The organism is Microbacterium natoriense (assembly GCF_030816295.1).
Taxonomy (GTDB): Bacteria; Actinomycetota; Actinomycetes; order Actinomycetales; family Microbacteriaceae; genus Microbacterium; species Microbacterium natoriense_A.
On the sequence record NZ_JAUSXV010000001.1, the window covers coordinates 2,725,509 to 2,748,578 of the forward strand.

The following is a 23,070-nucleotide window of genomic DNA, read 5'->3' on the forward strand; positions in this document are numbered from 1 at the left end:
GCGGATGCGGCGACGCAGCTGCGACAGCCGACGCTGGCGGTACTCGCCGCCCTCCTCGTTCTCGGGGACCTTGCCCTTCTCGATGGGCTGGGATGTAGCGATCGCGGAACTTCCTGGCCGAGGGGAACAGTCCGGGGGCGGCGAGCTTCAGGAGCGACCACAGCTCGGAGAGGCTGTTCTCCATCGGCGTGCCGGTGACGGCATAGGTCACGTCGGCGCGGAACGTGGAGATCGCCCGATGCAGCTTCGTCTTCGGGTTCTTGACGAACTGCGCCTCGTCGAGGATGAGCCCCGCCCACTCGACCGTTCCGAACTCCTTCTCGTCGAGACGCGCCACGGTGTACGAGCTCACCACGATGTCGGCAGATGCCGCGGCATCCGCGAGTCGCCCGGACCTCTTGCCACTGGTGCTCTCGACGAGCACGACCCGCAGGCCGGGCGTGAACCGGGCCGATTCCGAGCGCCAAGTGCTGAGCACCGAGGTCGGCGCCAGCACGAGGAACGGCCGCTTCTCCCCCGCCTCACGCGTGTGCTGCACGAAGCTGAGCAGCTGCAGCGTCTTGCCGAGACCCATGTCGTCAGCGAGGATGCCGCCGAGCCGATGCCGCCACAGGAACGCGAGCCAGTCGAAGCCGGTCTTCTGATACGGCCGCAGGTCCGCGTGCAGTCCTCGTGGCAGCGTGGTCGGCGGAACACCCGTCGCCTGGCGCAGCCCGTCTGCCATCGAGCGCCAGCTCACCGCCGATTCCGACTCGTCGGCGAGGTCTTCGAACTCCTCCCAGAGATCTGTCTGGTAGCGGCTGATGCGCGGGCCTGTCTCCCACTCGTCGAGCTCGCCCGCCTCGTCGATCAGCTCACGGAGACGGTCGAGAGCCGGATGCGTGAGCGAGAAGTAGCTGCCGTCGACGAGCAGCAGCTTCTTCTTGCCCTTGCTCAGCGCCGTGAACAGGGGGCCGAAGGGGATGTTGCGGCCGTCGATCGTGACGATGATTCCGAGGTCGAACCAGTCGGCGTCGGTGGACTCGAGGGTGGAGACCTTGACCTCCGGGTCGCCGGTGAGCTCGCGGTACTCCTTGCGTGTCCCGGTGGTCTCGACGACCACGCCCACCGCCTCGAAGGCGGGGACGACGTGCGCGACGAAGGCAGCGGCGTCGATGTCGTGGAACGATCCGGATGCTCGGAACCGCGTGGTGCTGTGATCCTGCCAGACCGCCTCGAGCTCCGCACGCTTCGCCGCTTCCGCATCCGCGTCGCGTACTGCGGCTCCCGTCCATTCGAAGGGGACGGTCCCGAAGCCCCGGTAGCTCCACCGGAAGGCGTAGCTGACCACGTCTCCGCGTTCGAAGGCGACCGTGAGCTGCGGCCGGGGTGCGGGGACGTCGGGAAGCTCGACCGGGCCGTGAGTGCGCACCGGCACGCTCCTCGCGAGCAGCGGATACGCATCGGCCACGAAGGCCTTCTCATCGGCGGCGGGCACAGCGATCGCCTGTCGCGCCGAGAGCAGGGTGTGCACGGGCGCCGACAGGGCATGCTCGACGAGGGCGATCTCCATCGTGCTCCCGCGCAGGGTCGCCGCGTAGACGCCGCTGTCGCCCGACCGGATGAACCTCCGGCGCCGGCACGGCCCGACCGTCGATCGTGATCTCCGCCGAGATCGACAGAGCGCCGTCGTCGTCGCGGATGATGGTCGCCGTGATCTCCGCGGCGTCTGCCAGCCGCACCGAGGCGCTCTTGTGCGCGCTGATCAATGGGATGCCCAGAGCCGCGCCCGCTCGGAGATGCGCCCACAGCAGGGTCGATTCGATCTGGTCGAGCACGAGCCACTCGCCGGCATTGCCCGAGAGCAGCGAATCGCGCGAGATGCTCAGCAGGTCGCCGAACCATCGACTCTGCGCACGGCCGAACTTCGCCACATCCCGCCGCACCGTGTCCCACCCGGCGTGCCCCTGGATCCAGGCTCCGGTCTGCTGGCTGCGCATCAGCGGACGGATCGCGAGCTGCAGATCGCCGGTCGGCTTCGCGAGGTCGCGCGGGGTGGCGGGCCGCACCGCGCGAGGGGCCCAGTGATTGTCGCCCCTCGGCTCGCGATGGCGGAGCTCGACTCCGAGGCCGAGCGGCTGGAAATGCTCGGCGGATGTCGGCCCGGTGAGAGCACGCCATGAGGGTGCCGCGGGTGCGGGGGCCGGAAGCGCGGGCTCGGACGTGTGCGCCGTGGAGGCCACCCCGGCCTGCTGGTTGTACTCGTGCACGTTCGAGGCGAGCAGAGCGGCGACCACGTGCTTGCACGCCGATCCCACCGGGCACGTGCACCGAGTCGAACGCACTCGTCTCTTGCCGCTCGACGAGATGAACGTGACCTCGCTCAGGTACTGCGCTCCCGCGCTGCCCTTGACGTACGCCTCGAGCTCCTGCCGATCCTCATGCCAGATGAGATCGAGCACATTGCCTTCGCGGAAGTACGCGAGTCCGCGCGTGTACCCGCCCGCGTCGGTGATCTGCATCAGATCACGAAGATCTACATGTGGCGCGGGCATGCCGATATCCTTCCCGCTGCATCCGACATCATCGGAGCGGTGCCGAACCAGGGATGATCAGACGGCGCGTGCCACGCGGGCCAGCACGCCGTGCACGAAGGCTCCGGAATCGTCGGTCGAGAACTCCTTGGCGAGCTCGACCGCCTCATCGATCGCGACAGCGGTCGGGACCTCGTCGTTGTAGAGGATCTCCCACACTCCGATGCGCAGCAGGGCGCGATCGACGGCAGGCATCCGCTCGAGCTTCCAATCGCGGCTGTGCGTCGTGATCTGCTCATCGACCTCGTCGCGGTGGTCGATGATCCCGTCGACGACCTCACGCGCGTACAGCCAGGAGGCCTCGCGGGCGGGCTCGCTGGCCGCCCGCTTCGCCTCGGCCGCGAGGGTCACCGACACATCGTCGCCGCGAACATCGGCGGAGAAGAGGATGTCGAGTGCGCGCTTGCGCGCCTTCGTCCGAGCGCCCACGCCTTACTTCTCGCGACCGAGGTACTCGCCGGTGCGAGTGTCGACCTTGATCTTCGTCCCGGTCTCCACGAACAGGGGAACCTGCATCTCGTATCCGGTCTCGACGGTCGCCGGCTTGGTTCCGGCGGAAGAGCGGTCGCCCTGCAGGCCGGGCTCGGTGTAGGTCACCTCGAGGATGACGGATGCCGGCAGGTCGATGTACAGCGGGTTGCCGTTGTTCAGCGCGATCGTGACCTGCTGGTTCTCGAGCAGGAAGTTCTTCGCGTCGCCGACGGTGGCGGCTCCCACCGTGAGCTGGTCGTAGTCCGAGCTGTCCATGAACACGAAGCCGTCGCCGTCTGCGTACAGGTAGGTGAAGTCGCGGCGGTCGACACTCTCGATCTCGATCTTCGCGCCCGCGTTGTAGGTGCGGTCGACGACCTTGCCAGACACGACGTTCTTCAGCTTGGTCCGCACGAATGCGCCGCCCTTGCCGGGCTTGACGTGCTGGAACTCGATGACGTTCCAGAGCTGTCCGTCGATGCTGAGGACGACGCCGTTCTTGATGTCTGCGGTAGATGCCATGCGCTGAGAGTTCCGTTCCTGAGTCTGCGGGCTCGGTGGAGCCGACAGTCGATTCTACGGGATGAGCGGGACAGGACTCACAGGTATGACCGGTTCATGGCGAGCACGACCTCAGGAACGTCCCTCGTCGATCTCCGCGAGCAGGTCGCGGAGCGCCTTCTCGATCGATGCGTGGTCGTACTGCCCGGCTCGGCTCTCCCCCGAGATCACCGCACAGCGGTGCACCCGGCGAAAGTCGCCGTAGGGGAACTTGCACCGCCCCTTCGTGCCGGCCGTCTCCGCCGTGTCCTCGCCGAGGTGCCACTTGGCGAACTCGTCCATGCCGTGCTCGTCGATGAACGCGTTCTCGTCGTCGGTGCTGGGCGCGTGCTCGCTCCAGTCGTCTCTCTCGTCGCGCACGACGTTCCCGTCGCGGATCAGCCGGCGGGCCAGCTCGAGTGCTTCCTTGTTCAGTCGCACGCTCATGCGCGCCTCCTCTCCGTCGCCGGGAGGCGTCGCGGCCGACGCACCGGCTGACAGAACGCTAGCCTCCGGAACTCGTGCGAGCGACCCCATTGACGCCGCTCGACGAGCGGTTCATCCTTGAGCCGTTCAAGGAGGTGCGTGCATGTTCAGCAGGACATCTGCCCGGCGGAGAACCGGAGCCGCCCGCGCGCCGGATCCGACCATGGTCACCGATCAGCCCGCGCTGCGCACGTCGTCGGGCGCGATCTGGATCATCGTGGCGGCGCTGTTCACCGCGGTGAGCCTGGTGCCTCTCATCGCGATCGTGGCCGATGGCAGCAGCGCCGCCCCCGTGGCACTCGTCACCGCATCGCTCCTGGTCTCGGGACTCGTCGCGCTTGTGACCGTGCGTCTGACGGTGACCGAGCGATCGCCGCGCCTGCGTGCGCTCGCCGGGTGCTTTCTCGGCATGACGCTCGTCACGCTGATCGGTCTGCTGATCTGCGTGGCGATCGTGTGGGCGCCGCTGACGGGCTGAGCCGTCGGCGCATTCAGACCAGTGCGGCGAGCTCCCTCACCGCGTCCGCATAGCCGTCGACGCCTCGCCCGATCACGCGCACCGCGGCGACGTCGTGCAGGTAGGAGAAGTGCCGGAACTCCTCGCGTGCGTGGACGTCGGAGATGTGCACCTCCGCGAAAGGAAGCCCGACCCCGGTCAGCGCATCGCGAAGCGAAACCGATGTGTGCGTCAGCCCGCCGGGGTTGATGACGATACCGGCGCAATCTTCACGTGCAGCGTGGATCGCGTCGATCAGCACGCCCTCGTGGTTGCTCTGGATCGCGCGCAGATCGAATCCCGCGGCCGCGGCAGCGTCTGCGACGATCCTCTCGACATCGGCGAGCGTGGCAGATCCGTAGATCCCGGGTTCACGTGTCCCGAGCAGGTTCAGGTTCGGGCCGTTGACGAGCAGGAGCCGACGCAGAGCGGTCATGCCTGCACGCTACCGGTCCGAGCGAGTGCGCGACGCATGACCCATTCGCGCCCGAATCCCGCAGTCTCGATCTCACCCGAACGGACGAAGCCGCAGCGCGCGTACACCGCCTGGGCCCGCTCGTTGTCGACATGCACCTCGAGAATGAGATCGGACAGCCCCTGCCCGAGCGCCCATTCGGCAGCGGCATCGAGCAGCGCGTCGATGACGCCCGCGCCGCGATGTCCCTCCGCGACGAACACGCCGACGATGAGGCCTGCGTCGCGGCGCTCGCGATGCGGCAGCACGGTGACGGTCCCCACCCATCCGCCGGCGTCCGTCACCGCGACGAGCTGCGCCGCAGCCGCGTCTCCGGCGGCGTTCGCTGCCCGATCCTGCCAGAACGCGTCAGGCTGAGCGCTCGCGCGCTCGACCGTGTCGAGGAACGCGATGGGCGCGGCGGGGTCCGCCAGCGCGAGCAACCGCAACGCCTTGACCTCGCGCCACTCGTCCGCCTCGATCCGCCGGACGGCGATGCTCATGCGCCGATCTCCTGGTACGCGGCGAACAGCAGCGACTCGTCCGGCGCCTGCAGCACGGTCGGCTTGCCGATCTCGTCGAGCACGATGAAGCGCAGCATTCCGCCCCGGCTCTTCTTGTCGCGCTGCATGGTCGCGAGCAGCTGCGGCCAGGCACCGGCCCGGTAGGACGTGGGCAGACCCAGGGATTCGAGGATGCTGCGGTGGCGTTCGGCCGAGTCATCCGACAGCCGCCCTGCGAGCCGCGACAGCTCGGCGGCGTACATCATGCCGACCGAGATCGCCGCGCCGTGCCGCCACTTGTACCGTTCCGCGTGCTCGATCGCGTGCCCCAGGGTGTGGCCGTAGTTGAGGATCTCGCGCTGGCCGGACTCACGGAAGTCGTCGGACACGACCTCTGCCTTCATGCCGATGGCGAGTTCCACAGCACGACGGAACTCGGGAGTCGTCGTGTCGACAGCTCGTGCGGTATCGGCCTCGATGATGTCGAGGACCTCCGGCGCCCAGATGAATCCGGCCTTGACCACCTCGGCGAAGCCGGCCGTCGCCTCGTTCTGGCTCAGGCTGCCGAGTTCATCGAGATCGCCGATCACGGCACGCGGCGACCAGAACGCACCCACGAGGTTCTTGCCCTCGGCGGTGTTGATGCCGGTCTTGCCCCCCACGGAGGCATCCACGAGTCCGAGCACGGTTGTCGGCACCTGGACGAGCTGCACGCCGCGCAGCCATGTGGCGGCGACGAAGCCGGCGAGGTCGGTCACCGCTCCCCCGCCGTAGCCGATCACGGCGTCGGTGCGGGTGAAGTCGGCCTGGCCCATGACCTGCCAGCAGAACGCAGCGACCTCGATGCGCTTGCCCTGCTCTGCATCGGGGACCTCTGCCAACAGCACGTCGCGCGGCCCGTTCTCGGTGTCGGCGAGCAGTCGATCCCGCAACTCGGCGGCGCGCGCGGCGAGCGTCGGCGGGTGCACGACGAGCACCTTGCGCACCGTCGGCGCGAGCGCGGCCGAGACGCGGTCGAGGATGCCGCGACCGATCATGATGTCGTAGGGATCGGTACCGGTCACGGTGATCGTGGTCGTGCTCATCGTTGTTCTCTCCTCCATGCCGCGATCTCCTCCGCGATCCGCTGCATCGGGCGGCGGGACGTGTCGAAGGTCACCGTGGCCACCTCGTCGTACAGGTCGCGCCGTTGCGCGAAGATCTCCGTCCACCGTGCGAGCGGATCCTCGCCGGCGAGCAGCGGGCGACCGCTGCCGGTGATACGTTCCGCGACGGCGTCGGGCGTCACCGTCAGGTAGACGACCGGATGCGCCCGCAGGAGCGCGCGCGTTCCGGCATCCGTCACCGCGCCGCCGCCGAGCGACACCACGCCGCCTTCGTCGAGTGCGGCGCTGACCGCCTCGCGTTCGAGCTCGCGGAAGTGCTTCTCACCGTGCTGGGCGAAGATGGCGGGAATCGGTCCGTGCTCCCGCGCGACCCGCTTGTCGGTGTCGATGAATGCCACACCGAGTCTTCGCGCCACGCGTCGGCCGACGCTGGTCTTGCCGGCCCCCATGGGGCCGACCAGCACCAGCGTCAGCTGATCAGGCTCGCTCGTCATGCGCGATGAGCGCCGCCTCGGAAGCCGGAGCGGTGCGCAGCTCGGCCGGGATGGCCTCGAGGTAGCTCTCGAGATTGCGGCGGGTCTCGCGGACGCTGTCGCCGCCGAACTTCTCGAGCACGGCGTTCGCCAGCTCGATCGCGACCATGGCCTCGGCGACCACGCCCGCGGCGGGCACCGCGCACACGTCGGAGCGCTGGTGATGCGCTGTGGCGTCTTCGCCGGTGGAGACGTCGATCGTGCGCAAGGCGTGCGGGATGGTGGCGATGGGCTTCATGCCGGCGCGGACCCGCAGCACCGTGCCCGTCGACATTCCGCCCTCGGTGCCACCCGCACGGTCCGAGCCGCGCGTGATGCCGTCATCGGTGGCGAACAGCTCGTCGTGCGCGGCGGATCCGCGGCGACGCGTGGTCTCGAAGCCGTCTCCGACCTCGACGCCCTTGATCGCCTGGATGCTCATCAGCGCCTGCGCGAGACGCGCGTCGAGGCGCCGATCCCACTGCACGTGGGAGCCGAGCCCCGGGGGCAGGCCGTAGGCGAGCACCTCGACGATGCCGCCGAGCGTGTCGCCGTCCTTCTTCGCGTCGTCGACCTCGGCGACCATCAGAGCAGACGTGGCCGGGTCGAAGCAGCGCAGCGGATCGGCGTCGAGCGCGTCGACGTCGTCGGGCGTCGGCACCGGCGAGCCGTAGGGGACCTGGACGGGGCCGATCGAGAGCGTGTGGCTGACGAGGCGGATGCCCAGCTCGCCGAGGAAGGCGCGGGCGATCGCGCCGAGAGCGACACGGGCGGCGGTCTCTCGCGCGCTCGCGCGCTCGAGTATCGGCCGTGCCTCGTCGAAGTCGTACTTCTGCATGCCGACCAGGTCGGCGTGCCCCGGGCGCGGACGCGTCAGCGGGGCGCTGCGACCCCGGGACTTGTCGGTGAGCTCGACAGGCTCGGGGTTCATGACCTCGATCCACTTCGGCCACTCGGTGTTGCCGATCCGCAGGGCGATCGGACTGCCCAGGGTCTTGCCGTGGCGTACGCCGCCAGAGATCGTGAGCTCGTCCTGCTCGAACTTCATGCGCGAGCCGCGGCCGTAGCCGAGCTTGCGGCGCTCGAGATCGGCCTGGATGGCCACGGAAGACACCGGAACGCCGGAGGGAAGGCCCTCCATGACGGCAATGAGTTCTGGACCGTGCGATTCGCCGGCCGTGAGCACGCGGAGCATTGCTCTAGTCTCCCACGCGTTCGGACGTGTCTCGTCCCGCGTGACGTCCCGTCGCTACAGAACCGCGCGCATCGCCGCCACCACGGCGGCCTCATCGGGCAGCACGGCCGCGGGGTCGCCGTGTGCGAAGACGCGGATCTGCCGCACGGCCTGGTGCAGGAGCATCCCGAGTCCTGCGATCGCCTCACCACCTGTCCACGCGCTCGCGAGCGCCGACGGCCACGGCGAGTACGCGACGTCGAAAAGCACCCCGCCATGATCGGCCAGCGGGCGCACGACGCTCTCATCGAGCGCGGTCCCACCGGGAAGCGAGGCGATCGTCAGCTCGACCGTGGAGGCGGGCTCGTCGAACGTCGACACGGTGACCGTGACGCCGAGCTTCTCGCCCAGAGCGACCAGTGCCGAGGCTCGATCCGGTCTGCGCGCCCGTACATCGACGCGGCCGGCCCCCATGTCGCTCACGGCGACGAGAGCGGATGCCGCCGTCGCCCCCGCTCCCAGAAGTCGCACCGCGTCCGGCGCGACGACGCCGTTCTCCCCGAGCGCGTCGACGATTCCCCCGACGTCCGTGTTGAACCCCTCGATCCGCTCGCCCAGTAGGAGCGTGTTGGCGACTCCGGTCAGCTCGGCATGTGCATCGTGGGAGTCGGCGACGCGGAACGCCTCGTCTTTCAAAGGCATCGTCAGCGACAGGCCGCGCCAGGAGTCGTCCAGATCGCGCACCGCACCTGCGAATTCGGCCTCCGTCACCTGCCGGCGGTCGTACTCCCAGTCGAATCCGAGAACCCGATAGGCGGCCGCATGCAGCAGAGGGGACTTCGAGTGCGCGATGGGGTCGCCCCACACCGCCAGCCGCGAGCGGCTCATCAGCTGCAGCCGCCGTCTGGGTTCGCCTTGCACCAGGCGTCCCACTGCTTGATCGCCGCCTGGTGCTCTTCGTAGGTGGTGGAGAACACCGTCTCACCGGTCTCGAGGTTCACCGTCACGAAGTAGAGCCAGGGGCCGTCTGTCGGGTGCATGGCCGCGTCGATGGCGGCGTCGCTCGCGCTCGCGATCGGCGTCACGGGGAGCCCGGTGTTGACGTAGGTGTTCCACGGGTTCGGATCCTCGAGGGCTTCTTTCGAGCTCGAGACGACGCCCTCGTGCAGCGAACCGTAACCGTACTGCGCGGTCGAGTCCATCTGCAGCTTCATGTCGATGTCGAGGCGGTTCTGGATCACGCGCGACACCTTCGCGAAGTCGTCCGTGCGGCCCTCGCGCTGAATGATCGACGCGATCGTGAGAATCCTCTCGGCGTCGGCATCCGGCACGCCGGCAGCGGCGAGCGACTCGCGCGTGCGGTCGACCATGCGCTGGATCACCTGCGTCGAGGTCACTCCTGGGTCGAAGGTGTACACGGCCGGGAACAGCCAGCCTTCGAGAGACTGCGCGGCGACTCCGTACACACCGGGGTCGGCGACGGCAGCCTGCAACTCCTCGATCGGGAAGCCCATCGTGTCGGCGATGCTCGGCAGGATCGACGCGATCGTGCCGCCTTCCGCGACCGACACGGTGTTCTCGAGCTTGTTGTCGGGGTTCTGCAGAGCCTCGAGCGCGGCGGCGGCCGTCATCTTCTTCTGCAGCCTGTACACACCCGGGTAGAAGGTCGCGTTGGGGTCTTCTTCGAGAAGATAGTCGTAGAACACGTCTTCGGTGCGCGTGACGCCGGCCTCGTAGAGCGCGGCGGACACCGGCTGTCCTGTGTCGCCCTCACTGATCGTCACCATCGCCTCGCCTGTCGCGAGACCCGGTTCCCAGTCCTTCGGGTCGCCCCAGCCCATCGCGTCGCTGATCTTGTCGCCATAGGTGTTCCACACCCACGCGCCACCCGCTGCGAGCCCGCCGAGGACGGCGAGCACGATGATGAGAGCCACGAGGCAGCCCGTGCGACGCTTCTTCTTCGGCGTGCGGGGATGCTCGTCGTGGTCGTCGTGGAACAGGTCGTCGAGCCCGCCGCCGAGAGCAGGAGCGGCTGGCGTCGGTGTCGATGTCGGCGCCGGTGCAGCGGCGTCGATTGGCGTCGCTGCCTCCTGCTCCGTCTGAGCGGTCGCCTGAACGGGCATCGCATCGGATGCCGGGAGCGGCGCTGACGACGTGACCGCTGCTTCGGCGGGCGGCGACGGCTCGGCAGCGATCGTCGGTTCCGCAGGAGGATTCTGTTCGACCGACGCGGGCTGCTCGGCGCTCGCGGGCCTCTCGGAAGACGCGGAGGCGTGAGCGGTCGGAGCCGCGGCGCCAGACGCAGCCGCTGCGGCCTCGCGTGCGGCGCGACGGGAGCCCGGGGCTGGGGGCGCGTCGTCGACGACGGGAATCTGCGGCGACGGATCGGGAAGGTTCTCGAACAGGTCGCCGAGGCGGGCGTCCGGATCGTGCTGGGGGGACGCACTCTCACGTTCGGGCATGGTCAGCGGGACTCCTCATCGAGCGGAATCATGGAGCCGGGAGCTCTTCCCGTGCTCTTCTCCGTGTCGATCGCCTGCTGCAGAAGCACAACCGCGGCGACCTGATCCACAATGCTACGAGAGTTCTTCTGGGTTCTGCCCGAAGAACGAAGGGCGGCGTGAGCGGTCACCGTGCTCAACCGCTCGTCGACGAGACGCACAGGGATGCCGGTGCGTTCATGCACCGCGGCAGCGAACTCCCGAGCGTCCACGGTCGACGCGGTGTCGTCTCCTCGCATGTTGACGGGCAGACCGACGACGAACTCCAGCGGCTCGTACTCGACCGAGAGCTCTACGAGACGATCGATCGACGACTCCGAGCGCGGCACGGTCTCGACCGGCACCGCGAGCATGCCGTCAGGATCGCAGCGAGCGACGCCGACCCGCGCCTTGCCGACGTCGATCCCGAGCCGCACGCCGCGACGGAACCCGCTCACGCTGCGTGTAGCTCCTGAGAGACGGCGTCGAGCGCCGAAGGCAGAGCCGCGGCATCCGTCCCACCGCCCTGAGCGACGTCGTCGCGTCCGCCGCCGCCGCCGCCGAGGATGCCTGCAGCGCGCTTCGCGAGGGCGCCGGCCTTGGCGCCGGCCTTGCGCGCCGCGTCGTTGGTGGCGACGACGACGACGGGCCGGCCGTTCACGACGGCGCCGAGAGCGACGACCGCCGCCGCCGAGCCGAGACGGTCACGTACTCCGAGCACGAGATCTCGCACGTCGTCTGCAGAGGCGATCTCGCCGAGCGACTGCGCAGCGACATGGAAGTCGCCGACGCGCACCGCTGCGTCCGCGATGGCGGGAACCTGACCGGCGCGTTCCTTCGCCTCGAACTGCGCGATGCGCTTCTCGGCGGCTTTCAGGCTCGCGGCGAGGTCTGCGATGCGTTCCGGCAGCTGCTCGCGCGGGGTCTTCAGAGAGGTGCTCAGCTGAGAGACGAGAGCACGCTCGGCGGCGAGGTCACGGAACGCGTCCTGACCGACGAGGGCCTCGATGCGGCGGTTGGATGCACCGACGGAGGACTCGCCGACGATGCTGACCAGCCCGATCTCCGCACTCGTGGAGACGTGCGTGCCGGCGCACAGCTCGCGCGACCAGGGACCGCCGATGTCGACCATGCGCACGACGTCGCCGTACTTCTCTCCGAACAGCGCCATCGCGCCGGCTTCCTTCGCCTCGTCGAGCGAGACGATGCGCGTGGTCACTTCGAGGGCGTCCTGCACAGCACGGTTCGTGATCTCCTCGATCTCGGTGCGCGTGTCGGCCGAAAGGGCCTGCGACCACGAGAAGTCGAAGCGCATGTAACCGGCGCGGTTCAGCGAGCCGGCCTGCGTGGCCGTCTTGCCGAGAGTGTCGCGAAGGGCGGCGTGCACGAGGTGCGTGGCGGAGTGGGCCTGTCGGGCGGCGCGGCGGTTCGCCGCGTCAACCACTGTGGTCGCGGCGTCGTCCACCGCGACCGTGCCGCGGCTGACCTCGACCGTGTGGCTGATGAGACCGGGAACGGGGCGCTGGACGTCGAGCACCTCGAGTTCGAATCCGGGACCGACGATCGTGCCCTTGTCGGCCACCTGTCCACCGGACTCGGCGTACAGCGTGGTCTCAGCGAGCACGACCTCGGCGATCGCCCCTTCGGAGGCGCTCGCGACCGACTGGCCGTCCACGAGGATCCCGAGGATGCGGGATTCGACTTCGAGAGCCGTGTAGCCGTCGAATCCGGTTTCGCCGAGTGCGCGGAGATCCCGGTACACCGCGACGTCGGCCAGCTGGCGCTTGCGGTTTCGGGCGTCGGCCTTGGCGCGCTGCCGCTGCTCCTGCATGAGCGAGTCGAACGCCGCACGGTCGACCGCGACGCCCGCCTCTTCGGCGACCTCGAGGGTGAGGTCGATCGGGAAGCCGTAGGTGTCGTGCAGCAGGAACGCCTCAGAGCCGCTGAGCTGCGATCCGCCGCCCTTCTTGGTCTCGTCCAGGGCGAGGTCGAGGATCGTCGAGCCCGCAGCGAGCGTGCGACGGAAAGTCTCCTCCTCGGCGAAGGCCGATGCCGACAGCGTCGACCAGTCGGTCTCGAGAACCGGGTAGGCGGTCTTCATGGCGTCGCGGGATGTCGCGAAAAGCTCAGGGAAGACGGGCTCATCGACGCCCAGCAGACGCATGGCGCGGACGGTGCGGCGCATCAGGCGGCGCAGGATGTAGCCGCGGCCCTCGTTCGACGGTCGGACGCCGTCGGAGAGCAGCATGAGCGAGGAGCGGACGTGATCGGCGATCACGCGGAAACGCACGTCGTCTTCGTGAACGGCCCCGTAGGTGCGGCCGGACAGCTCGACTGCGCGGTCGAGCACAGGACGGACCTGATCGGTCTCGTACATGTTCTCGACGCCCTGCTTGAGGAACGCGACGCGCTCGAGGCCCATGCCGGTGTCGATGTTCTTCATCGGCAGCTCGCCGACGATGTCGAACTCGGTCTTGCCTCGGATGTTCTCGATGAAGTCCTGCATGAACACGAGGTTCCAGATCTCCAGGAACCGCGAGTCGTCGGCGGCCGGTCCGCCGTCCTTGCCGTAGGCGGGCCCGCGGTCGAAGAAGATCTCGCTGTCGGGTCCACCAGGTCCCGGCTGGCCGGTGTTCCAGTAGTTGTCTGCGCGGCCGAGTCGCTGGATGCGCTCGGGCTTGAGGCCGATGATGTCCCGCCAGATCGCTTCGGCTTCGTCATCCGTCTCGTAGACGGTGACCCAGAGATCCTTCTCGTCGAAACCGAGACCGCCATCTGCCTCGGACGAGGTCAGCAGCTCCCAGGCGTAGCGGATCGCTCCCTCTTTGAAGTAGTCGCCGAACGACCAGTTCCCGAGCATCTGGAAGAACGTGCCATGGCGAGCGGTGCGGCCCACCTCTTCGATGTCGTTGGTGCGGATGCACTTCTGCAGATCCGCGATGCGCGGATGCGGCGCGGGAACGACCCCCGTGAGGTACGGGATCATCGGCACCATGCCTGCGACGGTGAACAGCAGCGACGGGTCGTCGCTCACCAGCGATGCCGAGGGGACGATGAGGTGGTCGTTCTTCTCGAAGAAGTCGAGATAGCGCTGCGCGATCTCCGCAGTTTTCATAGCTGTGCCGGGTGTCCTTGCGTGTGAAAGGGAGTGAGGTGCCGCGCGAGAGCGCGATTCAGTCGTCAGCGGGCTCGGTGAGCCGCGCCTCCTGCTCGCGATACGCGTCGCCGATGATCGCGGTGAATCCGTTGATTCTGGCGTCGAGCTCGGCCAGGAGGTCGTGACCGCGCGGGTCCTTGTTCATGAAGTGCGCCGCGACGAAGCCGCCGATCACGCCGATCAGGAACCAGAGCACGTTCTTCATGTGGTCATCCTTGCCTTGTGCCCGCGAGGGCGCGGTGCCTCCATCGTATGCGGAAACGACAAGAGGCGTCGGGTCACCCCGACGCCTCTTGTGCGGAACGCTGGATCAGCGAGCTGCGTAGTACTCGACGACGAGCTGCACTTCACAGGTCACGGGGACCTCGGCGCGCTTCGGGCGACGGAGCAGACGAGCCTGGAGCTTGTCGAGCTCGACCTCGAGGTAGCCCGGAACGGGAGGCAGGACCTCGGCGTGACCGCCGGCTGCTGCGACCTGGAAGGGCTCGGTGCCCTCGCTCTTGGCCTTGACGTGGACGAGCTGACCCGGCTTCACGCGGAACGACGGGCGGTCGACGAGCTGGCCGTCGACGAGGATGTGGCGGTGCACGACGAGCTGGCGAGCCTGCGCGGTGGTGCGGGCGAAGCCCGAACGCAGCACGAGGGCGTCGAGACGCATCTCGAGGAGCTCGACGAGGTTCTCACCCGTCAGGCCCTCGGTGCGGCGGGCCTCGTTGAACGTGTTGCGCATCTGCTTCTCGCGGATGCCGTACTGCTCGCGCAGACGCTGCTTCTCACGAAGGCGGACGGCGTAGTCGCTGTCTGCCTTGCGCTTGGTGCGGCCGTGCTCGCCCGGAGCGTAGGGACGCTTCTCGAGGTAGCGTGCGGCCTTCGGGGTGAGAGCGACGCCGAGGGCGCGGCTGAGACGCACCTTGCGGCGGTCCTGGGACTTCGTGGTCACGAAGCTGTCCTTCCGATGACGCGGTCGCGACTTTCGCGACTCGCGGACGTATCACCGCGTTCTGCCTTGGAGCGCACGCCGGGGCGCCAGCAAGGTGGGGTGTGAACGAGGAGATGCCCGAAAACTCGGTTTCGAGCCGATCAAGTCTAACAGATCGGCAATCACTCCCGCGGGATGCCGCGGACTCCGGCGTCTTCGAGCATCCGCTCGCCCTGCGCAGCCCCTGGTCCTCCTGCCGTGAGCCACACGATCGACGCCGCCAGCGCGCACACCGCGACCACCGTCCACGGCGTCAGATAACCCTGCGTCAGCACGCAGCCGACCGCCGCGACCAGCAGCAGCGTGCACAGCGCGGCCGCCCACAGCGGCATGATCCGAGGGCGCTCTGCCGGCCAGCGCTTCTCGATCGGAGGGATGATCACGCAGAACACCGTGATCACTGCGAAGATCGCGAGCAGCCACGGGACGCGCGTGATCCACCACTCTGTGCTCAGCACGATCGGGAAAGGCAGCCCGAGCGCGAGCTGCACGCCGACGACCACGGCCATCGCGACAGTGTGCCACAGGTACACGACCATGCCGTAGATGCCGAGGGCTCCGATGGTGACGAGCACCGCTCGCCGACGCATGAGCGCGCGGATCGCCGGCTGCAGCAACGTGAACAGATACACCTGAGCGAGTCCGAGGAGCAGCAGGACGACGGTCGGCGGGTTCAGGTTCGCGATCATGTCGGGGTCGTATCCCATACCGAACACCGCCACGCCGATCAGCGCGTAGGCCACCAGCGCGAGCGCGAGCAGCAGCCACGCGGGCCGGCGCGAGTACCACTGGTCTCGCACGCCGAAGCCGAGCTGCTGCACGAACAGCCAGAGGAACAGCCAGTTCAACGCGCCGAGCGGCACGCCCAGGTACTTGCCTGCCAGGTCGATCACGACGACGAGAGTGGCGAGCGTGAAGTAGGTCGCCCACGCCGCACGGTGGTGGAACCGCGCCATCAGCGGCACGCAGGAGGTGCAGATCGCGTAGACCGCGATGAACCACAGCGGCTCGGCGAGCCGGAAAGCGAAGCTGCGCAAGAACTCGGGATCGGCTCCGAGCGCGGCCATCGCACCGATCGTCACGAGAACGCCGACCATGGCGAGCAGCACAGGGCGGGCGAGTCGCAGCGCGCGCACTCGGATGTACTCCCCCGCTGTCTCCCCTCGGTGACGCAGCCGTCGCCATGTCGTGATGCCGGCGAAGCCGCCCGCGATGAAGAACGTCGGCATGATCATGCCGATCCATGTGATGCCTGCCAGCGGCTTCCACTCGGCCAGCGCGTTGAACGCCCTAAGCGGCTCGCCGTCGATCCCCATCTGGAACGCGTGCAGCAGCACGACGATCGGCAGGCAGATCGCACGCACGAAGTCGATCGAGAGGTCGCGGTCGGGCGGGATCCGGATCGGACTGCGTGACATGTGCCCACTGTAGGGGGTGGGCCGAGCCTCTCAACGGATCAGCGGTCGTCGAGGATGCGGCGGATCTTCTCGAGCCGCGCAGTGATGTCGCGTTCGGCTCCGAGGTTCTTCGGCTCGTAGTAACGGCGACCCTCGAGTTCGTCGGGGAGGTACTGCTGGGGAAGGATGCCGAACTCGCTGTCGTGGGGGTACACGTATCCGCGCCCGTGCCCGAGTCGCTTCGCCCCCGGGTAGTGCGCATCGCGCAGATGCACCGGCACGCGTCCGAATCCACCCGCGCGGATGTCGGCGATCGCCGCGTTGATGCCCTCGTAGGCGGCGTTCGACTTCGCTGTCGTCGCGAGGTACACCGTCGCCTCGGCGAGCGGGATCCGCCCCTCGGGCATGCCGATGAATGCGACGGCGTCGGCCGCGGCGACAGCGATCGTCAGCGCTTGCGGATCGGCGAGCCCGACGTCTTCCGACGCCGAGATGACCAGTCGCCGCGCGATGAAGCGCGGGTCCTCCCCTGCCTCGATCATGCGTGCCAGATAGTGCAGAGCCGCATCGGGGTCGGATCCGCGGATCGACTTGATGAAGGCGCTGATCACGTCGTAGTGCTCGTCACCCTGCCGGTCGTAGCGCAGCAGCGCCTTGTCGACGGCCTGCGCGACGTCGTCGCCGCTGACGGCCGGATTCTTGTCGTCTCCTGCGTTCGACAACGCCACCGCGGCCGCGGCCTCCAGCCCGGTGAGAGCGCGGCGTGCGTCGCCCGAAGCGAGCCGGATCAGCGACGATCGCGCCTCGTCGGCGAGCGTGACCGCGCCGTTCAGTCCGCGCGCATCAGTGACGGCGCGGTCTATGAGGAGGCCGATGTCGTCGTCGGTGAGGGGCTGCAGGGTCAGCAGGAGCGACCGCGACAGCAGCGGCGAGATCACCGAGAACGAGGGGTTCTCGGTCGTCGCCGCGATGAGCAGCACCCAGCCGTTCTCGACACCCGGGAGCAGCGCGTCCTGCTGGGCCTTCGTGAACCGGTGGATCTCGTCGAGGAACAGGATGGTCGTCTGCCCGTACAGGTCGCGCTGCGTGATCGCCTCCTGCATGACCTCGCGCACGTCCTTGACGCCCGCCGTGATCGCCGAGAGTTCGACGAACCGCCTGCCGGACGAGCGGGCGATCGCCTGAGCGAGCGTCGTCTTGCCGGTTCCGGGAGGTCCCCACAGGATGATCGACACCGCTCCCGGCGAGGCGGCGGCCGGGTCGGCCAGCGCCACGATCGGCGAGCCGGCGCGCAGCAGATGCTTCTGCCCGGCGACCTCGGCCAGCGAGATCGGCCGCATACGCACGGCGAGCGGCGTCTGCCCGGAGAGGAGCGCGGCGGCGGAGGTCATGCACTCCAGGCTAATGCCGGCCTCCGACGCCGGCGACGATAGGCTCTCAGGCGACGTCGTCGTTTCACGTCCAGTAAGGGAGCACACGGCATGGCCGCACGCGGTTCGAAGAGCGCACAGCAGGCGCGCACGGAGGCGGAGCGCGCTCGACTGCACGCAGCGCGCACGTCCTGGCACGACGGTCGGATCCGTCGTCGCGTACGCGACAACACGATCGCCGGCATCCTGGGCGGCCTCATCGTCGCCGGTGCCGTGGCGAGCCAGTTCGTGCACGCTCAGGCCACCGCTCCCGAGCCGACGCCCACGCCGACCTCGACAGTCGCGCCCACGGACGCCCCGGCCCCCGAGCCGACACCGGTCGAGACGCCTGCGGAGTGATCCTGCGCTGACACGGCGCCGTCCGCGCCTGTGAGATCTGGAACGAGATCTCGACCGTCGTCGGCAACCTCATCGGTGGGCTGCTGCTCGCGGGTCTCCCCCTGTATCAGGGATCAGCGGTCGGAGACCGCGAGCCGGTACCCGCGCTTGACGACGGTCTGGATGAGGTCTCTTGCTCCGAGAGATTCGCGGACACGCGCCACTGCCACCTCCACAGCGTGCGCGTTGCGTTCGCCGCCCGGCAGCACCGCGCTCAGCTCTGCGCGCGAGAGCACGCGTCCTCCGGCGTCGGCGAGCACTTCCAGCAACACGGAGCCCGTGCGCGAGAGCGGGACGAATCTGTTGTCGACGATCGCGCCTCCGCTTCGGACCTCGACGCGGCCCTCGTCGGTGTACACCGACGGAGCCTTGCCTCCGCCGAAGTACGCGATGACCGTACGCGCGAGGGAGCCCAGCCGGCCGCGGTCGGCGATCGTCAGGGTGAGGCCCGCCTCCTGCAACGGGACAGCGGTCACAGGGCCGACGGCGGCGATCAGCAGACGTCCGGATGCCGCACGGCGACGGATGCCGTCCAGAGCCCCGGCCTCCTCGGCGACGGCGAGCCACGACGCGGCTCCCGGGGCGGATGTGAAGAGCACGGCATCCGCTTCGCCCGCGGCCGCCTGCAGCGCCGACCTCCGGACCACGTCGGGATTCGGCGGCGGCCCCCAGCGGTAGACGACGACGCTGAGTACATCGGCGCCTGCGTCGGCGAGAAGTTCGTCCAACCCGTCCGATCCTGCGCCGTGGTGCTGTACGACGATGCGTTTTCCTGCGACACCGGTCGCGAGCAGATACTCGCCGACCTCGGCCGAGGTCTCGGATTCGGCGACCCAGTCGGCGCTGAAGCCCGCCTGCTGGATCGCGCCGTGCGCTTTGGGCCCTCTGGCGATGAACTGGGCGCCGTCGAAGGCCGCGCCCAGCTTCTCGTCGATGCCGTGCTCGTGCACGGCATCCATCCAGCCGCGGAATCCGACGCCCGTCGTGACGATCACGATGTCGGGCGGCGACTCGATCAGCAGTCGTGTGCGCCGCAGGAGTTCGGCATCGTCGACATTGGGCACGATGCTCAGCGCAGGTGCGCGGTGCACGACGGCGCCACGGCGCTCGAGAGCCGTGGCGAGGTCGATGGAACGACGATCGGCTGCCACGATGATCGTGCAGCCGGCGAGTGCGTGTTCGAGGACGCGCGGGCGGGTCACGCGGTACCCACGGCCAGGACATCAGCGGGGAGCAGCAGCCCTTCCCTGGCCACCTCACCGATGACGATCACGGCGGGATTGATCACGTTGGCCTCCTCTGCATCCGCCACGATAGTGCCCACGGTCGTGCGGATCGTGCGCTGAAGCGGCGTGGAGCCGTTCTCGACGATGGCGACCGGCGTCGACGGAGATACTCCGGCATTCAGAGCGGATGCCGAGATCCGGCCGATCGCGGCCACGCCCATCAGCACGACCGTGGTCACCGCCGGGTCCGCCATCGAGGCGAGGGCGCTCGGTGTGATGTCTCCCTGACCGTTCATGACGTGGATTCCGGCCGAGACGCCCCGGTGCGTGACAGGGATGCCCGCCGCCTGCGGGACGGAGATCGCGCTGCTGATGCCGGGTGTCACGCTCACGGGGATGCCTGCGGCTTGGCACGCGAGCACCTCTTCGCCTCCGCGTCCGAACACGAAGGGGTCGCCGCCTTTCAGCCGCACGACGCGTCTGCCCGCCCTGGCATGCTCGACCAGCAGGGCGTTGATCTGCTCCTGCGGCACCGGGTGATGACCCGGCCGCTTGCCCACGTCTATCACCAGCACGTCGGAGGGGATCTCGGACCGCAGCTCGTCGAACGGGCCGAGCCTGTCGGCAACGATCACCTCTGCGTCGCGGAGCAGTCGGTAGGCCCGGATCGTCATGAGATCGGCGGGGCCGGGGCCGCCTCCGATGAGATCGACGCGGCCCACGCGTGTGCGGCTCACGATTCCACCTCGATGTACACGTCGCCGCCGATGATCCGCACGGGCCACACGCGCAGCGCGGCATCCGCACCGCTCACTGGCTGCTTGCCCTGCGAATCCAGGCAGGTGCCCGTCATCAGGTCGAACACCTGCTTGTGCAACGGCGAGGCGACCGTCGCCGATGCTCCCCGCGTGCCGACGATGCCGCGCGAGATGACGTTCGCTCCACTGAACGGGTCGAAGTTGTCGACGGCGTGCACGCTGCCGTCTGGCAGCCGGAACAAGGCGATCTGCTGCACGTCGATCAGCGCAGCCCTCCCCCGTTCGACTTCCAGGTCGTCGAGGGAGCAGACGCGCACCATCGTGTCCTCTGTGATGAGCGTCATCGGCGTACCTCCAGTGCAGTTCCGGCGATGAGGACGCCGCCGGTGCGTCGTTCCTCTGATGTGGCTGGGCGGATCTGCCCGCGCTCGGCGACGTAGGCGAGCGACGGGTCGGGCGTGTCTGTGGCGTTCACGAACGAATGGAACCGCTGCAGCTTCTCGGGGTCGCGCAGCGTCGCAGCCCATTCGTCCTCATAGCGATCGACGTGTCGCGCCATCGCCGCGTCGAGGTCGGCGCAGATCCCCAGGCTGTCGTCGAAGATGACTCGACGCAGCTCGTCCAGCCCGCCCTCGAGGTCGTCGAGCCACGGCGCTGTGCGCTGCAGGCGGTCCGCCGTGCGGATGTAGTACATGAAGAAGCGGTCGATCGCCTGGATCAGGCCGTCGTCGTCGAGATCGGAGGCGAGCAGCTGGGCGTGCTTGGGCGCGAACCCGCCGTTGCCGCCGACGTACATGTTCCAGCCCGTCTCGGTCGCGATGACGCCGACGTCCTTTCCACGGGCCTCGGCGCACTCGCGTGCGCATCCGGAGACGCCGAGCTTGAGCTTGTGCGGCGCCCGCAGTCCGCGGTAGCGCAGCTCGAGCTTCACCGCCATGCCCACCGAGTCCAGGACACCGTAACGGCACCATGTCGATCCCACGCAGGACTTCACCGTGCGCAGCGACTTGCCGTAGGCGTGGCCGGATTCGAACCCGGCGTCCACCAGCCGACCCCAGATCGCCGGCAGCTGCTCGAGTCGGGCGCCGAACATGTCGATCCGCTGTCCGCCGGTGATCTTCGTGTAGAGCGCGTAATCCTTCGCGATCTGGCCGATCGCGAGCAGCCCTTCAGGGGTGACTTCGCCACCGGGCATGCGCGGGACGACCGAGTACGTGCCGTCCTTCTGCATGTTCGCCATGACGTGGTCGTTCGTGTCCTGCAGAGTCGCGTTCTCGCCGTCGAGCACATGCGCCCCGACGAGCACCGAGAGGATGCTGGCGATCGCCGGCTTGCAGATGTCGCAACCGCGACCGCGGCCGAACCGCTCGGCGATCGCGCTGAAAGTCGTGAGCTCGGCGACGCGCACCGCGTCGAACAGCTGCCGGCGAGACATGTCGAAGTGCTCGCACAACGCGTTCGACACGGTCTGACCGAGCTTGGTGAGCTCTTGCCCGACCACCTTCTTGACCATCAGCACGCACGAGCCGCAGGTCGCCCCCGCCTTGGTGCACCCCTTCACCGCCGCTGCGTCCATGCATCCCTCTTCATGCACGGCCTGACGGATGCGGCCGGCCGACACGTTCGAGCACGAGCAGACGACCGCCTCGTCGGGGAGCTCACCGCCCGGCGCCTCGTTCCCGCCCTCGGGAAGCAGGTAGGCGGCCGGGTCGGCACCGAGCTTCGCCCCGAGCAGCGGACGCAGCGAGCCGTAGGCCGAGGCGTCGCCGACGAGGATGCCGCCGAGAAGGGTCTGCGCGTCGTCGGACAGCACGAGCTTCTTGTAGACACCGGCGACCGCATCGGCGTAGACGACGTCGAGCGCGTTCGGCGTGGTGGCCATCGCGTCGCCGAAGCTCGCCACGTCGACGCCGGAGAGCTTGAGCTTCGACGAGTCGTCGTAGCCCGGGAAGGAGGCCTCTCCACCGAGCAGACGAGTCGCGGCCACCTCGGCCATCGCATAGCCGGGGGCGACGAGCCCGACGCACCTGCCGTCGAAGTTCGCGACCTCGCCGATCGCGAGGATGTCGGGGTCGCTGGTGATGCACCGCTCGTCGATGAGCACGCCGCCGCGCGCGTCGACCTCGAGGCCGGCGGAACGGGCGAGTTCGTCGCGAGGTCGCACGCCGACCGTGAACACGACGACGTCCGCCTCGTGCATCGAGCCGTCCTGGAACTCGAGCGCGGCCACCGCGCCAGTGCGATCGGGGTCCAGCCGCGTCGTGCGCGACTCGGTGCGCACGTTGATGCCTCGGCTCTCGAGCAGTCGGCGCAGCATCGCCCCACCCGCGACGTCGAGCTGCTGCGACATCAGGCGATCCGAGTACTGCACCACGGTCGCGTCGACGTCCATGCCCTGCAGGGCGCCTGCCGCCTCGAGTCCCAGCAGACCGCCGCCGATCACGGCGCCGCGAAGCGGCCGGTCCAGCATCCGACGACGGCGCTCGACGAAGTCCTTCAGCTCCTGCACGTCATCGAGAGTGCGATACACGAAGCAGCCGGGAAGGTCGGCGCCGTCGACGGCGACGCGCGCAGCGTACGAGCCGGTGGCCAGCACGAGTGTGTCGTAGCGCACGACGCGGCGCGTGCTCGTCGTCACCGTGCGGGCCGCTCGGTCGATCTGCATGACCCGATCGCCGGGATGCAGCAGCACCCGCTCGTCATCGAAGACGGACCTGTCGAGTGTCAGGTCGTCACCCGTCGCTCCTGAGAAGAAACCAGTGAGTCCGACGCGGTCGTAGGGGCCGCGGCCCTCATCGCCGAACACGTGAACGCGCACCGCGGCATCCGTGCGGCTCAGCAGACTCTCCACGAAACGGTGCGCGACCATGCCGGCGCCGACGACCACGATCTCGGATGCTGTCTGGTTCATGACTGCGACGATAGGAAAGCCGTGTTTCCCGCAGTGGTC

23 protein-coding genes and 1 pseudogene are annotated in these 23,070 nt (G+C 68.6%); 2 read left to right on the forward strand and 22 right to left on the reverse strand.

What is annotated here, in order from left to right; all coding sequences use genetic code 11:
* Positions 1-139 precede the first annotated feature (139 nt).
* From QFZ53_RS12735 to QFZ53_RS12755, 5 genes and pseudogenes are all read right to left on the reverse strand, one after another.
* Positions 140-1,552 (reverse strand): annotated as a pseudogene (locus tag QFZ53_RS12735) (DEAD/DEAH box helicase); the annotation flags it as partial.
* Positions 1,461-2,534 (reverse strand): SWIM zinc finger family protein, encoded by a 1,074-nt coding sequence (locus QFZ53_RS12740; RefSeq protein ID WP_307296958.1) that lies wholly within the window; start codon positions 2,532-2,534, stop codon positions 1,461-1,463. The pseudogene QFZ53_RS12735 and the gene QFZ53_RS12740, both read right to left, overlap by 92 nt.
* A 57-nt stretch (positions 2,535-2,591) precedes the next feature.
* Positions 2,592-3,002 (reverse strand): transcription antitermination factor NusB, encoded by a 411-nt coding sequence (nusB, locus tag QFZ53_RS12745; protein WP_292911171.1) that lies wholly within the window; start codon positions 3,000-3,002, stop codon positions 2,592-2,594.
* 3 nt (positions 3,003-3,005) lie between these two features.
* Positions 3,006-3,566 carry an elongation factor P gene (gene efp, locus QFZ53_RS12750; RefSeq protein ID WP_292911173.1) on the reverse strand — a complete coding sequence of 187 codons (561 nt, stop codon included), beginning with the start codon at positions 3,564-3,566 and terminating at the stop codon, positions 3,006-3,008.
* 111 nt (positions 3,567-3,677) lie between these two features.
* On the reverse strand, positions 3,678-4,031 hold the full coding sequence (locus tag QFZ53_RS12755; protein ID WP_307296961.1) for a hypothetical protein: 354 nt from the start codon (positions 4,029-4,031) through the stop codon (positions 3,678-3,680).
* A 202-nt stretch (positions 4,032-4,233) separates the two neighbouring features.
* Between QFZ53_RS12755 and QFZ53_RS12760 the strand changes: the two genes are divergently transcribed.
* Positions 4,234-4,548: a hypothetical protein gene (locus tag QFZ53_RS12760; RefSeq protein ID WP_307296964.1), complete on the forward strand. Its 315-nt coding sequence runs from the start codon at positions 4,234-4,236 to the stop codon at positions 4,546-4,548.
* A 13-nt stretch (positions 4,549-4,561) separates the two neighbouring features.
* Here QFZ53_RS12760 and QFZ53_RS12765 read toward each other — a convergent pair whose 3' ends face one another.
* The 13 genes from QFZ53_RS12765 to QFZ53_RS12825 all read right to left on the reverse strand — a co-directional run bounded on the left by QFZ53_RS12765 (position 4,562) and on the right by QFZ53_RS12825 (position 17,719).
* Complete coding sequence (locus tag QFZ53_RS12765) at positions 4,562-5,002, reverse strand: type II 3-dehydroquinate dehydratase (protein ID WP_307296966.1); 441 nt, start codon at positions 5,000-5,002, stop codon at positions 4,562-4,564.
* Positions 4,999-5,523, reverse strand: a complete 525-nt coding sequence (locus tag QFZ53_RS12770; RefSeq protein WP_307296968.1) for a GNAT family N-acetyltransferase — start codon at positions 5,521-5,523, stop codon at positions 4,999-5,001. The genes QFZ53_RS12765 and QFZ53_RS12770 overlap by 4 nt, the downstream gene beginning before the upstream one ends.
* A complete protein-coding gene (aroB, locus tag QFZ53_RS12775) occupies positions 5,520-6,608 on the reverse strand; it encodes a 3-dehydroquinate synthase (protein ID WP_307296971.1) in 1,089 nt (362 codons plus the stop codon). The genes QFZ53_RS12770 and aroB overlap by 4 nt, the downstream gene beginning before the upstream one ends.
* Positions 6,605-7,123 carry a shikimate kinase gene (locus QFZ53_RS12780; RefSeq protein WP_307296973.1) on the reverse strand — a complete coding sequence of 173 codons (519 nt, stop codon included), beginning with the start codon at positions 7,121-7,123 and terminating at the stop codon, positions 6,605-6,607. The genes aroB and QFZ53_RS12780 overlap by 4 nt, the downstream gene beginning before the upstream one ends.
* Positions 7,107-8,336, reverse strand: a complete 1,230-nt coding sequence (gene aroC, locus QFZ53_RS12785; RefSeq protein WP_292910878.1) for a chorismate synthase — start codon at positions 8,334-8,336, stop codon at positions 7,107-7,109. Before aroC ends, QFZ53_RS12780 begins: the two co-directional genes overlap by 17 nt.
* A gap of 54 nt (positions 8,337-8,390) precedes the next feature.
* Positions 8,391-9,203, reverse strand: coding sequence for a shikimate dehydrogenase (locus QFZ53_RS12790; RefSeq protein WP_307296975.1), 813 nt, complete (start codon positions 9,201-9,203; stop codon positions 8,391-8,393).
* Entirely contained in the window at positions 9,203-10,777 is a 1,575-nt protein-coding gene (mltG, locus tag QFZ53_RS12795) for an endolytic transglycosylase MltG (protein ID WP_307296977.1), read from the reverse strand. The genes QFZ53_RS12790 and mltG overlap by 1 nt, the downstream gene beginning before the upstream one ends.
* Positions 10,778-10,779: 2 nt before the next feature.
* A complete protein-coding gene (gene ruvX, locus QFZ53_RS12800) occupies positions 10,780-11,253 on the reverse strand; it encodes a Holliday junction resolvase RuvX (RefSeq protein WP_292910884.1) in 474 nt (157 codons plus the stop codon).
* On the reverse strand, positions 11,250-13,910 hold the full coding sequence (gene alaS / locus QFZ53_RS12805) for an alanine--tRNA ligase (protein WP_307296982.1): 2,661 nt from the start codon (positions 13,908-13,910) through the stop codon (positions 11,250-11,252). The genes ruvX and alaS overlap by 4 nt, the downstream gene beginning before the upstream one ends.
* Positions 13,911-13,968: 58 nt before the next feature.
* Positions 13,969-14,157, reverse strand: coding sequence for a hypothetical protein (locus tag QFZ53_RS12810; RefSeq protein ID WP_045258523.1), 189 nt, complete (start codon positions 14,155-14,157; stop codon positions 13,969-13,971).
* 105 nt (positions 14,158-14,262) lie between these two features.
* Positions 14,263-14,892 carry a 30S ribosomal protein S4 gene (gene rpsD / locus QFZ53_RS12815; RefSeq protein ID WP_292910889.1) on the reverse strand — a complete coding sequence of 210 codons (630 nt, stop codon included), beginning with the start codon at positions 14,890-14,892 and terminating at the stop codon, positions 14,263-14,265.
* Positions 14,893-15,053: 161 nt separating this feature from the next.
* Positions 15,054-16,349 carry an acyltransferase family protein gene (locus QFZ53_RS12820; RefSeq protein WP_307296988.1) on the reverse strand — a complete coding sequence of 432 codons (1,296 nt, stop codon included), beginning with the start codon at positions 16,347-16,349 and terminating at the stop codon, positions 15,054-15,056.
* Positions 16,350-16,387: 38 nt separating this feature from the next.
* Positions 16,388-17,719, reverse strand: a complete 1,332-nt coding sequence (locus QFZ53_RS12825) for a replication-associated recombination protein A (protein ID WP_307296990.1) — start codon at positions 17,717-17,719, stop codon at positions 16,388-16,390.
* A 90-nt stretch (positions 17,720-17,809) separates the two neighbouring features.
* Between QFZ53_RS12825 and QFZ53_RS12830 the strand changes: the two genes are divergently transcribed.
* The gene (locus QFZ53_RS12830; protein ID WP_307296992.1) at positions 17,810-18,097 is read left to right on the forward strand and encodes a hypothetical protein; all 288 of its coding nucleotides are present in this window, start codon (positions 17,810-17,812) and stop codon (positions 18,095-18,097) included.
* 113 nt (positions 18,098-18,210) lie between these two features.
* On the opposite strand, the gene QFZ53_RS12835 is transcribed toward QFZ53_RS12830, so the two are convergent.
* From QFZ53_RS12835 to nirB, 4 genes are read right to left on the reverse strand one after another with little or no spacing between them, the layout of a single operon-like run.
* Positions 18,211-19,338, reverse strand: a complete 1,128-nt coding sequence (locus QFZ53_RS12835) for a uroporphyrinogen-III synthase (RefSeq protein WP_292910897.1) — start codon at positions 19,336-19,338, stop codon at positions 18,211-18,213.
* Positions 19,335-20,099, reverse strand: a complete 765-nt coding sequence (gene cobA, locus QFZ53_RS12840; protein ID WP_307296995.1) for a uroporphyrinogen-III C-methyltransferase — start codon at positions 20,097-20,099, stop codon at positions 19,335-19,337. The genes QFZ53_RS12835 and cobA overlap by 4 nt, the downstream gene beginning before the upstream one ends.
* Positions 20,096-20,464, reverse strand: coding sequence for a nitrite reductase small subunit NirD (gene nirD, locus QFZ53_RS12845; RefSeq protein WP_307296997.1), 369 nt, complete (start codon positions 20,462-20,464; stop codon positions 20,096-20,098). Before nirD ends, cobA begins: the two co-directional genes overlap by 4 nt.
* Positions 20,461-23,031: a nitrite reductase large subunit NirB gene (nirB, locus tag QFZ53_RS12850; RefSeq protein WP_307296998.1), complete on the reverse strand. Its 2,571-nt coding sequence runs from the start codon at positions 23,029-23,031 to the stop codon at positions 20,461-20,463. Before nirB ends, nirD begins: the two co-directional genes overlap by 4 nt.
* Positions 23,032-23,070 lie beyond the last annotated feature (39 nt).